We start from the raw sequence: 14465 nt of genomic DNA on the forward strand, positions 1-14465 counted from the left end.
TTCGTGTTCCTCAGACCGGAGGTTTGCCGCCCACTTCCTTCAGATTCCATGTCGCCATGGACACCCTTATGTTTGGCTAGCCACTACTTCTGTCTTCGTGGTTCGGGACTTACACCCTATAGATTACTTTCATGCTGGGCGCACTAAAAAAGGGAATCGAGATTACACTCGATTCCCTTTAAACTAAATTTTATAAATTATAGGTTTTTGATAAGTTCGTTAGCGAACTCAGAACATTTAACTTCTTTTGCACCATCCATTAGACGAGCAAAGTCGTAAGTTACAACTTTAGAAGCAATTGTTTTTTCAACTGAAGCAGTGATTAAGTCAGCAGCTTCATTCCATCCTAAGTGTTCAAGCATAAGTACGCCTGAAAGAAGTACAGAAGATGGGTTTACTTTATCCATGCCAGTGTATTTAGGAGCTGTACCATGAGTAGCTTCGAAAATAGCATGTCCAGTAACGTAGTTAATGTTTGCTCCTGGAGCAATACCGATACCACCAACTTGTGCAGCAAGTGCATCAGAGATATAATCGCCGTTTAAGTTCATTGTTGCAACAACATCGAATTCTTTTGGACGAGTTAAAATTTGTTGTAAGAAGATATCAGCGATAGAATCTTTAACTAAGATTTTACCTGAAGCTAAAGCTTCTTTTTGTGCTTTATCAGCAGCTTCTTGACCTTTTTCAGCTTTAATAGCATCATATTGGTTCCAAGTGAAAGTTTGATCAGCGAATTCATTTTCAGCTACAGCATAGCCCCAAGCTTTGAATGCACCTTCAGTGAATTTCATAATGTTACCTTTGTGTACTAAAGTTACTGATTTACGTCCTTCTTTAATAGCGTAGTTAATAGCAGCGCGAACTAGACGTTCAGTACCTTCTTTAGAAACTGGTTTAATACCGATACCAGAAGTTTCTGGGAAGCGGATTTTGCTAACTCCCATTTCATTTTGAAGGAAGTTAAGAACTTTTTTAACTTCTTCTGAGCCTTCTTTATATTCGATACCAGCATAGATATCTTCAGTGTTTTCACGGAAAATTACCATATCAACATTTTCTGGATTTTTAACTGGAGATGGAACACCTTCGAAGTGACGTACAGGACGTAAGCAAACGTATAAGTCAAGTTGTTGACGTAATGCAACGTTAAGTGAACGAATACCTCCGCCGATTGGTGTTGTAAGAGGACCTTTAATAGCGATTAAATATTCATTGATTTTATCTAGAGTTTCTTGTGGTAACCATTCGCCAGTTTTGTCGAATGCTTTTTGACCAGCTAGAACTTCTAACCATTCAATTTTCTTTTCACCATTGTAAGCTTTTTCTACTGCTGCATCGATAACACGTGAAGCGGCTGCCCAGATATCAGGACCAATTCCGTCACCTTCGATGAATGGAATAACAGGGTTGTTTGGTACGTTTAGTACACCGTTTTCTACTATGATTTTCTCGTTAGACATTATTTCTTGCCTCCTATATTCATACACGTAGGGCAGGAACTAGATTAGTCTGCCCTACGATTATTACCATTATACCAATTATCTCTCTTCAACTGGTACATATTTTTGCATACCAGGTCCAACATATTCTGCACGTGGACGGATTAAACGGTTGTTAGCATATTGTTCTAAGATATGAGCAACCCAACCAGATACACGTGAAACAGCAAATACTGGAGTGAATAGATCATGTTCAATACCTAGAGAATCGTAAACTGATGCTGAGAAGAAGTCTACGTTTGCAGGTAGGTGTTTTTGTTCTTGAATCATGTCATGAATTTTAACTGACATTTCATAAAGTTCAGGTTTACCATTTAGTTTAGTCAATTTTTCAGACATTAAACGTAAATGTTTTGCACGTGGGTCACCTTTACGGTAAACACGGTGTCCGAATCCCATGATTTTTTCTTTGTTATCTAATTTGTTTTGGATGTATGATTCAACATTATCAATTGATCCAATTTCAGATAACATCTTCATAACTTGTTCATTTGCACCGCCATGAAGTGGTCCTTTTAAAGCTCCAATTGCTGCAGTTACACCAGAGTAAATATCTGATAATGTAGCAACACATACACGAGCAGTGAATGTTGAAGCGTTTAATTCGTGGTCAGCATGAAGAACTAATGCTTTGTTGAAAGCTTCCACTTCAATTGGTTGTGGTTCTTTATCATGTAGCATATACAAGAAGTTTGCTGCATATGATAAGTCTTTTCTAGGTGCAACTGGTTCTTTACCAGCACGGATACGACCAAATGCTGTAACTACAGTTGCCATACGAGCTTGCAATTTGATAGCTTTGCGATAGTTAGCTTCAGCTGACATATCTTCTGCATCTTCATCATATAAACCTAATAAAGAAACAGCTGTACGTAAAGCAGCCATTGGGTGTACTGATTTTAGATCGTAAGTTTTGAAGTGATCTAATACCGCTTGTGGCACTACCATATTTTCTGCTAGTTGTTGTTTTAACTCAGCTAATTCGTCAGCTTTTGGTAATCTAGTGTGCCATAGTAAGTATACTACCTCTTCAAAAGATGCGTTTTCTGCTAAATCATCGATGTTATAGCCTACATATGTAAGAGTATCATCAATGATTGAGCTAATCTTAGTTTCTGCTGCTACAACGCCTTCTAAACCTTTAGTTGTTGCCATTATTTCTCGCTCCTTTTTGGGTTAACGTTAGTTAAAAACAAGTTCTAACTTTTAAATAAATCGTCAAAATCCATATGAACCTATAAGTAAATCGCTTACATTGATATTATAATAAATTTTGACGGCTTTGTGAATGAAAAACCTTCATTTTTTCTAAAAACAATGCTAAAGAGAATATTCAGACGTTTTGTAGAAAATATCATCATTATCAAGATACATAAATTGGTGGAAGAGGAAGAAGGTGACTATATTATTAATTCTCTTGATAAAAATACGAAGAATAACATAAAGCTTTGGAGTTTTATAATATTTTTGGTTTTTGTTGCATGGCTTATACTACCAGTAACATTAGCAATCGTATTAGCCTATCTTTTCTCACCTCTATTACAATTATTCCATAAAAAACTAAAAATCCCTTCATTTATTACTGCACTATTAACAGAAATTATAATTGTACTTAGTTTATCAGTAGGACTATTATTTCTTGCCACAGCATTAATGGATACTCTTCCAGTTTTAAAGGACAATTTGTTAGACGCTTCATCATTTATTCATATTCCTGATGCCATAACAACTCAGATTAGAGATCAGTTATTTGAGTTATTCGATATAATGATATCCAAAATATTTCAATCTATACAAGACATTATGCAACATCTAGTTGAGGTTACGATTTTTATCGTAGCATTTTATTTTGCATTATATGAAACAAGCCGTAATAAGCATTGGTTTTTTGTATATATTCCTTCAAATTTCAGAAAACATATAAGAAAAATTTTTGAAGAGGCTACAACATTATTTAGTTATTTTATTTCGGTGGAAATTCGTTTAGCATTTATTACTTTCGGCCTTTTATCTATCGGATTTTATATGCTCGGTTTTTCCGAACCTATAGGAAAAGCATTACTTGTCTCCGTATGTGATTTCTTACCTTTTTTAGGGATTGGTATATTCTTAATCCCGATAAGTATTTTGTTTATGGTAACTGGGAAAATGGCCATTGGAATTCAAATTATTGTTCTGTATATTATAGTACAACTTACACGACAATTTGCGGAATCAATGATGTGGGCGTCTACCATGCAAATTCGCTCGGTACACGCCTTCATCTTAAGTGCCATAAGTTTACTACTTTTTGGAGTAGCAGGTATTATTCTTAGCCCATTCATATTATTAATCGCTGTAAAGTTAAAAAAGCTACCTATTTTTGCATCAAAATAATTTGCCCTTTTTTCATCTTTTTTCTTAACCAATAATAGATGGCTGGTTTAAATAACTTTCTAGTTATTGGTATGATCAATAAAATCCCTATTATATCAGAGATAAGCCCTGGAAGAACAAGTATGATAGAGCCAATAAAAGTTAATACTCCATCAATAATTGCATCACCAGGTGCTTGTCCATTTTCAATCGCAGCTTTCAATTGTTGAAAGGCATTTAACCCTTTGGATTTAGCAATATATATTCCTAATAACCCAGTAACTACAATTAAAAACATAGTAGGAATCATACCTATTAGCTTTCCCGATAGTAAGACAACAGTTAATTCAACAATTGGAACTGCAATTAAAAACAAAAGAAACTTCCGCATTGTCTGCACCTCTTTTTTAGCGTTAAAACAGAAGTAAAATTTTATGATTGCGGCTTATCATTATAAAATTCTAGATGATCCATAGTAAATTACACCTGAAACAGCATCCATTGAAACTTCTTGCTCATTTTTAATAAGTTTTGTGGCATCTTTTACACCTACAATAACCGGAATCCCTAGACTAAGCCCTACAACGGCAGCATGACTAGTTAGTCCCCCCTCTTCGGTGATCAATCCAGCACAATTTGAAATAGCAGGCATCATTTCACGATCTGATCCAATCGTAACAATAATACGTTCCGAAGTGTCTTGTGCAAGTGCTTCTTCTGCATTACGAACTACTAAAGCTTTACCAATAGCAGTAGATTTACCAATTCCTTGACCTTTTGTTAACACATCGCCAATAACATGTAATTTCATCAAGTTAGTTGTACCTGCCTCACCTACTGGAACTCCAGCTGTAATAACTACTAAATCACCGTGTTTTACATATCCTCTATCTATACTTTGTTGAACCACTTTTTCTAATACTTCATCTGTTGATGTAACTTGTGGTGCTACTATAGGTTGTACACCCCAAACAAGAGTTAGATTTCGGCACACTTCCTCTGAAGAAGTCATAGCTATGATTGGTACACCTGGTCGGTATTTAGCGATCATTTTCGCTGTATTTCCACTTTCAGTTGGTGCTAAAATAGCAGAAACTTGAAGGTTAAGAGATGTATGAACGACAGCTTGGCTAATCGCTTCAGTCATGTTAGCGCCTTTTTCTTTGCTTCTTTCATTGACAATACGTTTATGGTCTAAAGTTTGTTCAATGCGGCTGGCGATTTTATCCATTGTTTGGACCGATTCTAATGGATAAAGTCCTGCAGCAGTCTCACCGGAAAGCATGATTGCATCAGTACCATCAAGAATAGCATTTGCAACATCACTTGCTTCTGCACGAGTTGGACGAGGATTATGTTGCATGGAGTCCAACATTTGGGTAGCTGTTATTACTGGTTTTCCTGCTCTATTACATTTATGAATTAGATTTTTTTGCACGATTGGAACTTCTTCGGCTGGAATTTCTACACCCAGATCTCCACGTGCCACCATTAACCCATCAGATACTTGGATAATTCCATCAATGTTATCTACGCCTTCTTGGTTTTCGATTTTCGGAATGATATGAATATGAGATCCACCATTTTTTTCGAGTAATTCACGTATTTCCATTACATCTGAAGGACGTCTTACAAAAGAAGCTGCGATAAAATCTACTTTTTGTTCAATACCAAATAATATATCTTGAGCATCTTTTTCTGTAATTCCTGGAAGTTGAACTGAAACTCCTGGTACATTTACACCTTTTTTGTTTTTTAATACGCCTGCATTTTCAACTGTTGTATGAATAATTCCAGCTTGTTGATCAATACCTGTTACATGTAATTCGACTAAGCCGTCATCAAGTAAGATAACTGAACCGACTTGAACATCTTCGATCAATCTTTCATAAGTAATGGAAAATACTTTACTATTACCCAGAACTTCTTTCATAGAGATATCAATAGTTTGACCTGTTACAAGTTCGATTGCTCCATTTTCCATATTATGAGTTCTTATCTCAGGTCCTTTTGTATCAAGTAAGATAGATACAACTTTCCCTGTCTTTTTAGCTGCTTCACGGATTGCTTGAATACGAACTGCATGTTCTTCATGACTACCATGAGAGAAGTTCAATCGAGCAACATTCATACCTGCTTCTATTAATGAAACTAATGTTTCTTGTGATTCACTTGCTGGTCCAATAGTACAGACTATTTTCGTTTTTCTCATTGTTTACCACTCCAATTTATTAGATAGACAATTCTTTAGATAGTGTATACATAGATAGTTCATCTTTCCGTTCTTTATTAAATGCATCTTTCAACTCATAGTCTACCACCTCATGATTGCGAATGCCAATCGCTACTCCTCCACGGTTTTCCATCAAAACTTCTACCGCTTTTGCACCAAGTTGACTAGCAAGTACGCGATCTCTAGCAGTTGGGGATCCTCCTCGTTGGATATGACCTAAGACAGATACACGAGTTTCGATGTCCGCTTTTTCTTTTATAACTTTAGCTAAGTCTCCACCAGACATTACACCTTCAGCTACAATAATAATACTATGTTTTTTTCCACGTTCATGACCTTGTTTTAAACGTTGTACTAAACCTTCAATATCTGTAGTAACTTCTGGAATTACAATTGTTTCAGCTCCACCAGCTAATCCTGCCCATAAAGCTAAGTCTCCAGCATCACGACCCATTACTTCAATGATAAATGTTCTTTCATGTGAAGTAGCTGTATCACGAATTTTATCGATACATTCTATGACTGTATTTAAAGCTGTATCAAACCCGATTGTATAATCTGTACCAGGTATATCATTATCAATAGTTCCAGGTACGCCAATACACGGGAATCCTTTTTCTGATAATGCCAAAGCTCCTCTATAAGAACCATCTCCACCTATGACAACAAGACCTTCAATTCCGTGTTCTTTTAATTGCCCAATTGCTTCTTCTTGCACTTGATCTGTCTTGAATTCTGGGCATCTGGCTGAATAAAGCATTGTTCCGCCTCTTTGAATAATATCTCCAACATCACCAACATCTAAATTTTTTATTTTCCCTTCGACTAAACCTTGATATCCATGATATATACCCGCAACTTCAATTCCATGATAAAGTGCCTTTCTCACAACTGCTCGAACTGCAGCGTTCATACCAGGAGAATCTCCGCCACTCGTTAATACACCTATTTTTTTCATTTGTCTCAACCTCCTGTTCTTCTTATAGGAAAAATTGGTTTTCCCATAACAAATAACGTATAAAGTGATGAACATATAAGTAAATATTGCTCATTTCCTTTGAATTATGACTAAACCTTATTATATATCAGTATTTATTATTAGAAGTTTTATGTATAACTTCCAACATGCTAATTTCTCCAAAAGAAATAAGAGGCTGGTTCAAACGATTATAATATTCGTTTAAAGCAGCCTTTTATATAAATATACCATTATTTTAATTTGTCAGACGTCTATATTGAAATCTTTATTCAGAAAAGACTCCGATTTTTCTAAATTTATCGTAACGTTGTTCGATTAATTCCTCTTCGGATAAGCTCTTTAACTCATTTAAAGAATTTAATAAAACATCTTTTAAGAATTCAGCTTGTTTATGAACATTTTTGTGGGCTCCGCCTAACACTTCTGGAATAATTTCTTCTATTATTTCTGCTTCCTTTAAATTCGGTGCTGTAATTCGCATAGCTTCTGCAGCCTTTTGTGCAAGTGCTGCATTCTTCCAAAGGATGGAAGCAGCTCCCTCTGGTGAAATTACAGAATAAGTAGAGTTTTCTAGCATGTGAACATGATTCGCTACACCCAAAGCTAATGCACCACCGCTACCCCCTTCGCCAATTACAACACTAATAATCGGCACTTTTAAACCTGCCATTTCTAACAAGTTTCTAGCGATTGCTTCACTTTGTCCTCTTTCTTCTGCCGCTTTACCAGGATAAGCTCCCTTTGTATCGATAAAGCAAATTATAGGACGACTAAATTTCTCTGCTTGCTTCATTAGACGTAAAGCTTTTCGATACCCTTCAGGATGTGGCATACCAAAATTCCGACGAATATTTTCCTTTGTGTCTTTCCCACGTTGATGACCGATAATTGTAATTGGCATTCCTTCAAAAGAAGCAATCCCTCCTACAATTGCTGCATCATCACCAAAGTTACGATCGCCATGTAGTTCGATAAAATCATTAAAAAGTTCCTTAATATAGTCGAGAGTAGATGGTCGTTCAGGATGACGCGCAATTTGAACTCGATCCCACGGTTTTAAATGGTGATAAATATCTTTTTCAAGATTTATAAAACGTTGCTCTAACTGTTCAATCTCTTTTGATAAATCCACATCTGCATTCGATGTAAATTCTTTTAACTCTGTAATCTTTGAACGTAATTGAACTAGCGGCTCTTCAAAAGGTAATGTTTTGACCAATTAAATTGCCTCCTTTACATGCAATTTTACAATTGTACTAACAGTTTTTCGCATTTCATGTCGTGGTACAACTGCATCTAACTGACCATGTTCTAATAAAAACTCAGCTGTTTGAAAATCATTTGGTAGTTTTTCTCGTACAGTTTGTTCAATGACACGTCTACCAGCAAAACCGATTAATGCTTGTGGTTCTGCTAGGTTGATATCACCAAGTGAAGCAAAACTTGCGGAAACTCCCCCCGTTGTTGGATGAGTCATAATAGAAATAAATAAGTTCCCTTTTGCGCCATGACGTTCTAATGCCACACTAGTTTTGGCCATTTGCATAAGGGAAATCACACCCTCTTGCATTCTTGCTCCACCACTTGCAGTGAAAATAATAAATGGAACCGAAAGTTCTGTTGCTTTTTCTATTGCTCTAGTAATCTTTTCACCAACTACTGACCCCATAGACCCCATACGGAAAAATGAATCCATTACAGCAACAACAACTTGTTGTCCATCTAATTTTCCAATTCCAGTTAAAACCGCTTCATTTAAACTAGTTTTTTTCATATCTGAATTTACTTTTTCAATATATCCTGGGAAATTTAGTGGATTTACTGTTTGTAAATGATCATCTAATGATTGAAATGAACCTTCATCCAAAAAATCATCAATTCGTTCTTTTGCCGTCATTTTATGATGATATTGACAGTTCGGACAAACCTTTTTGTTTTTTTGTAGATCTTTGGTTAACATCACATGATTACATTCTGGACATTTTGTCATGATTCCTTCTGGAATATCATGATTTTCTCTTGTAATCGTAATACTTTTATTAGGTTTATTTTTTTTAAATAAATCTCGAATACTCATAATCACTCTCGCTCCTTATGTAAAAGTGTTGTCCAATCTTCAAAAGCCTGAATTGCTTTATTTGTATGGCCAAGCATCAGTTCACTGATGAATGTTTTTAAAACTGGCTGTTCTTCTTCTGTTGACATACCACTATAAGGTTCCTTACCATATTGTTTTAAAAGTATCCAAATCTTCAGTACAAGTCGATTATTTGATGTAATAACAATTTCTCTCATCAAGTCTTCTCGTACAATACGCCCTTCTATAATCACGTTTTTTAACAAACTTTCCCACACAGGAAGATTTCGAAGCATCTCGTCTTCAGTTACGATACGGATTGCATCTCGTTCTAAAATTTTCCTTGTTTTGTGAACATTTCTTAAAGTCTTTTCCTCTTGTAATATAAATGTCGATAACACTTCTACTAATTGATGATTACGAAAATCCGCAACAAAGGTCCCCCCACCTCTGCGGGTTTCGATCAAGCCTAATAATTCAAGGCTACGTAGTGCTTCTCTAATAGATGATCTTCCAACATTCAAACGCTCTGCTAAAACTCTTTCAGATGGAATTTTACCTCCTGGAGGAATATTCTCATCATGAATAATTTCACGCAATTCACGTACTATTTGTAAAAACATTTTAGAAGCAGGCTTATCTACGCTCATTATTAGTCTCCCCATTATTTAAGTATTATTAAAGTGGTATGACCACTTTTGAACAATATAATCATACAAAAATTGCTAACACAAGTAAAGCGCAAAACAAAAAAACTGTGCGATAGTCGCACAGTTTAGACAAATTCCCTATTTTTTCATATTCATTTTATGGTGATATAGGCTTACATTTTTTTAATATTATTTGTGGATATCCTTTTCTTATCTCAAGAACTCCTTCTACATATAATATTTGTTCTTCTTTAATCCATTCTAGTAATTTTAAATATTCTTTTGGAAAAATAGTAATCGAAATACTTCCTGTTTCATCTTCCACTTCTACAAAGCCCATTAATTCGCCCTTTTTTGTCCTTATTTGTTTAATAGCTACAATAAGGCCAACGATTTTAACATACTCTCGATTATTCATATGCCGTACTTCATCAGCCGTATTAGAATGAATATGTTGTTCTCTTTTTACTTTTTGGACTGGGTGTATAGATATATATAAACCAAGTACATCCTTTTCAAATTGCAATTTTATTTTCTCTGGTATTGGGCTAGCTTCAGCGTACTTAGGTTTACCAAAGAAAAATGATTCATCATCTAAAAGTTGTTCCTCTTCATCAGGTCGATATAACTCAGCATGTCTTACAGCCGCATCAATAGTTGCTAAGAGTACTGCACGATCTTTTCCAAATTCATCTAGTGCACCTGCTTTAACTAAGGGCTCAATTGTTTTCCGAGTAAAATGTATGGCTGTCAAATCAATCGCCATATCAAATATATCGCGCCACTTTTTATGCCCAGCAGCTTTTCTAATTTCCATAACTTTGTTTATAAAGGTATGAGGAACACCCTTAATCGCTGACAAAGCTAGACGAATTGCACCATTTTGTACACGGAAGGATCCTCCACTCTCATTGATAGATGGACCTAGTATCACAATTCCTTTTTGCTTTGCCTCGTTCAGTATTTTATTGAATTTTTCACGATTTCCCATCGAAGAGCTTAACATTGCAGCATAAAAATAAGCTGGAAAATGAGCTTTTAAGTACGCCATTTGATAAGAAATCATACTATATGCAACTGCATGGCTTTTAGGAAAACCGTAATTTGCAAAACGAACGATTAAGTTATAGACTTCCTCTGCTATTTTCTCAGAAAACCCATTGGCTTTAGAATTCTCTACAAAATGGGCTCTTTCACTATCAAGTACTTCCTTTTTCTTTTTACTTACGGCTCTACGAAGAATATCTGCTTCTCCCATTGTAAACCCTGCCATACGTGAAGCAATAAGCATAATTTGCTCTTGGTAAACAATAACACCGTACGTTTCTCTTAAAATAGGTTCTAGTACAGGATGAGGCATATTAACTTGTTCGTATCCATGCTTTCGTCTGCTATATACGGGTATAAAATCCATTGGGCCTGGACGATATAGTGCATTTACAGCAACGATATCTTGAAATGAAGTTGGTTGGATTTCACGTAAAGCTTGTCTCATTCCGTCCGATTCTAATTGAAAGACTCCTGTCGTATCACCATTTTGCAGTAGTTCAAAAGTTTTTTGGTCAAACATAGAGATTTTGTCGAATCGCAAATATCTTTGTTGATCATAGTAAATCATTGAACGGATTCGTTCTAATATAGTTAAATTACGTAAACCTAAAAAATCCATCTTTAATAGACCTACTGATTCAACTTCTTGCATTGGCCATTGTGTTAAGTATAGACCTTCACTACCTTTTTCAATTGGCGCTATATTAACGATTGGCTCAGGACATAAAACAACCCCTGCCGCATGTGTTGATGCATTACGTGGCAATCCTTCTAAATTCAGAGCTACTTGCATCCACTTTTGGCGAATTTCACTTGAGTTCACGTATTTTCTCAAAGAATCAGATTGTTGCAATGCTTCTTTTAATGTTATACCTGTTTTTCCAGGTATAAGAGAGGAGATTTGTGTCAATTCTTCATTGCTAAATCCAAAAACTCTTGCAACGTCACGAGCGACAGCCTTAGCTGATAATGTGCCAAATGTGATAATTTGAGATGTATAGTTAGTACCATATTTTTCTGCTACATACTGGATGACTTCTTGTCTCCGATAATCTGCAAAATCCACATCTATATCCGGTAATGTGATTCGTTCTGGATTTAAAAACCGTTCGAATAATAGACCGTATTTTAAAGGATCTACATCTGTTATTCGCAAACTATAAGCGACTAAAGAACTTGCTGAAGATCCCCGTCCAGGTCCTGTTAAGATATTCTTACTTCTTGCAAATTGAATGTAATCTGCGACGATCAAAAAATAATCCGCATATCCCATTTTTATAATGATATCTAATTCATAAGATAATCTGTCATAATATTCTTTTCCTGCATCAGGTACACGCTCTTGTAAACCTACTAAGCAATTTTCTCGTAATATCCCCTCGGCTGTCTTACCATCGGGAACTGGAAACTTCGGCATATAAAAATGGTTATATTCAATATCCACTTTACATGACATAAGCATTTCTTCTAATGTTTGTAGCCACTCTGGATGGTCTTCAAACCAATCGTAAAAATTGTCCCCAGTAGGTAAAAATTGCTTACGTTCTCGGGATGTAAGTTGTTCTTGATCAGCCATTTTGGCACCTGTTGAGATAGCCTTTGCCACTTCAAATGTAAATGCATCTTCTTCTTTTATAAAAGTACTTAAATGGGTTGCGCATACTTGAAGTCCATTCATTTTACAGTAAGAAATTATATTTTCTTCTGTTGGATATTTGATACCATTCGGTCGATCAATTCCTATATATAAATATTCTTTCTCAAAAATCTCGATAAGTTTCTCGACAGCGCCATAAGGTTGTTCTTGTTGCCACAAATCATTTGTAATCGGAACTAATGCTATACAACCTCTGTGATAGCCTTCTAACCATCGTAATGGTAATGTTTCATTTTCCCTTAAAGAAGTAGAAGAAGTTATCTTTAATAGATTCTGATACCCAGTAATATTCTGTGCATATAACACAATAGGTCGAATATCTTCAGTAGAAAACTCAACTCGAACTGTTAAGCCAATTACCGGATGAATAGACGTTTCTTTTAGAGCACGCCAAAAAGGCAACAGCCCATATAATTTGGAATTAGTAATGGCTGCAGCCTTAGCATTTTCTTGTTGAAGGAAGGAAATGAGCTCACTTGTGCGAATTGTACTTTTTAACATGTCCGCAGCTGTAACTATTTGGGAGTAAACAGGTTGCAACTTCATCTCTTCCTTTCCGTTTTAAGCTTCTTTACATAGCATTTGTAATTTGCTAATGATTTCATCCGCCTCTGCCCATTTAAAAATTTTAGCCCCTGAAGCCATCGGATGACCTCCACCACGATATTGTTTTGCTAAATTATTTATAATTGGTCCTTTTGAGCGTAAGCGAACACGAATCTGATCCTCTTCTTCTACAAACATAACCCAAGCTTTAATACCTTTGACATCTCCCAGAGAACCTACTAAAGCTGAAGTATCACTTGCAGTTACCCCAAATTCTTTTAAAGTACTAATAGGTAACTTAATGTAGGCTGATCCGTTTTCATCTATTGTAAAGTTTTGATAAATATAACCTTGTAAATGTAATAATGATCGGTCTAGCTCATACATACTATTGAATAATTCTGTACGATCAAAATCATATTGAATAAGCTCACCCACTACATTAAATGTCTTTTCTGTTGTACTTGGATAGATAAAACGTCCTGTATCACCTACAATACCTGCAAATAACAGACGTGCTCCTTTCTTATCCATTTTCCAACCATCAACTTCTTGACCTTCTTTAAATAATTCATAAATCATTTCACTGCATGAACTTGCAGATGTATTCACCCATAACAAATCTCCATAAGCATCATCATTTGGATGGTGGTCTATTTTAATGAGAAATTTACCAGTGTTGTAACGTTGGTCATCCACTCGATCAGTATTAGCAGTATCTGTACAAATGACTAGTGCATTACGGTATACATCATCTGCTATTACTTCAGGCTTACCTAGATAATCGAATGCTAAATCATGTTCACCAACAGCATATACCTTTTTTTCTGGGTAAGTAGTTTGTAAAATTGCTTGTAATCCAAGTTGTGATCCGTACGCATCGGGATCTGGACGTACATGTCGATGTACAATAATGGTATCATACGATTTAATCGTTTCAATAATTTCTTTTTTCAAGAAAAATACCTCCTACAAATATATAATCTCTAAAAGGTTACCTCCTTACTTTCTACTATCTTTTTTAAGTTATTATAGTTAAAATAAAGACAGATTTGCTTTTTAGGAGGAACACCATGAGTAATATCTTAAATATTATTTTAGCATTATTAATCATTATTACATTTGTCTTTTACTTATATTTTAAAACAAAACAATTCCGCACAAACTTACCTATTCGTAAAAAATGGTATGCAAATAGAGCAGGCATTGCACTTGGTATGCTATTAATCCTATTTGGGATAAACCAAATTATTATATATCATACGATTCTTACATATGTAGTTTGTGCTATTTTGATTTTATTTGGCTTATACGCAACAGTTAATTATAACAAACGTGTACGCCATTATGCTCAATATATTGCGGAAGAAGAGGAATTGAACAAAAAGTGATGCACTTATTTGTGCATCACTTTTT

Annotated in this window: 12 protein-coding genes; 2 read left to right on the forward strand and 10 right to left on the reverse strand. The window is 35.4% G+C overall.

Annotation, left to right across the window (positions count from 1 at the left end; all coding sequences use genetic code 11):
- Window positions 1–197: 197 nt before the first annotated feature.
- Window positions 198–1463, reverse strand: coding sequence for an NADP-dependent isocitrate dehydrogenase (icd, locus tag CW357_RS07945; RefSeq protein WP_119415111.1), 1266 nt, complete (start codon window positions 1461–1463; stop codon window positions 198–200).
- 78 nt (window positions 1464–1541) lie between these two features.
- Window positions 1542–2657 carry a citrate synthase gene (gene citZ, locus CW357_RS07950; RefSeq protein ID WP_119415110.1) on the reverse strand — a complete coding sequence of 372 codons (1116 nt, stop codon included), beginning with the start codon at window positions 2655–2657 and terminating at the stop codon, window positions 1542–1544.
- 312 nt (window positions 2658–2969) lie between these two features.
- Here citZ and CW357_RS07955 point away from each other — a divergent pair, with 312 nt between their 5' ends.
- Entirely contained in the window at window positions 2970–3878 is a 909-nt protein-coding gene (locus CW357_RS07955) for an AI-2E family transporter (protein WP_158582322.1), read from the forward strand.
- Here CW357_RS07955 and CW357_RS07960 read toward each other — a convergent pair.
- The 8 genes from CW357_RS07960 to CW357_RS07995 form a co-directional block, all read right to left on the reverse strand.
- Window positions 3859–4248, reverse strand: a complete 390-nt coding sequence (locus tag CW357_RS07960) for an FxsA family protein (RefSeq protein WP_124217758.1) — start codon at window positions 4246–4248, stop codon at window positions 3859–3861. The two genes, CW357_RS07955 and CW357_RS07960, sit on opposite strands and share 20 nt — an antisense overlap.
- A 60-nt stretch (window positions 4249–4308) precedes the next feature.
- Complete coding sequence (gene pyk / locus CW357_RS07965; protein WP_124217759.1) at window positions 4309–6069, reverse strand: pyruvate kinase; 1761 nt, start codon at window positions 6067–6069, stop codon at window positions 4309–4311.
- A 19-nt stretch (window positions 6070–6088) separates the two neighbouring features.
- Window positions 6089–7048 (reverse strand): 6-phosphofructokinase, encoded by a 960-nt coding sequence (pfkA, locus tag CW357_RS07970; protein ID WP_119415106.1) that lies wholly within the window; start codon window positions 7046–7048, stop codon window positions 6089–6091.
- A 286-nt stretch (window positions 7049–7334) separates the two neighbouring features.
- Window positions 7335–8288 (reverse strand): acetyl-CoA carboxylase carboxyl transferase subunit alpha, encoded by a 954-nt coding sequence (gene accA / locus CW357_RS07975; RefSeq protein WP_119415105.1) that lies wholly within the window; start codon window positions 8286–8288, stop codon window positions 7335–7337.
- Window positions 8289–9146 carry an acetyl-CoA carboxylase, carboxyltransferase subunit beta gene (accD, locus tag CW357_RS07980; protein WP_124217760.1) on the reverse strand — a complete coding sequence of 286 codons (858 nt, stop codon included), beginning with the start codon at window positions 9144–9146 and terminating at the stop codon, window positions 8289–8291.
- A gap of 2 nt (window positions 9147–9148) precedes the next feature.
- A complete protein-coding gene (locus CW357_RS07985) occupies window positions 9149–9796 on the reverse strand; it encodes a FadR/GntR family transcriptional regulator (RefSeq protein ID WP_119415103.1) in 648 nt (215 codons plus the stop codon).
- A 157-nt stretch (window positions 9797–9953) separates the two neighbouring features.
- Window positions 9954–13043: a DNA polymerase III subunit alpha gene (gene dnaE, locus CW357_RS07990; protein ID WP_164489570.1), complete on the reverse strand. Its 3090-nt coding sequence runs from the start codon at window positions 13041–13043 to the stop codon at window positions 9954–9956.
- A 21-nt stretch (window positions 13044–13064) separates the two neighbouring features.
- The gene (locus CW357_RS07995; RefSeq protein ID WP_124217762.1) at window positions 13065–14006 is read right to left on the reverse strand and encodes a DHH family phosphoesterase; all 942 of its coding nucleotides are present in this window, start codon (window positions 14004–14006) and stop codon (window positions 13065–13067) included.
- Window positions 14007–14122: 116 nt separating this feature from the next.
- Between CW357_RS07995 and CW357_RS08000 the strand changes: the two genes are divergently transcribed.
- On the forward strand, window positions 14123–14440 hold the full coding sequence (locus CW357_RS08000) for a YtpI family protein (RefSeq protein ID WP_119415100.1): 318 nt from the start codon (window positions 14123–14125) through the stop codon (window positions 14438–14440).
- The last annotated feature ends 25 nt before the right edge of the window (window positions 14441–14465 follow it).

Source organism: Rummeliibacillus sp. TYF005 (assembly GCF_003844195.1).
Classification (GTDB): domain Bacteria; phylum Bacillota; class Bacilli; order Bacillales_A; family Planococcaceae; genus Rummeliibacillus.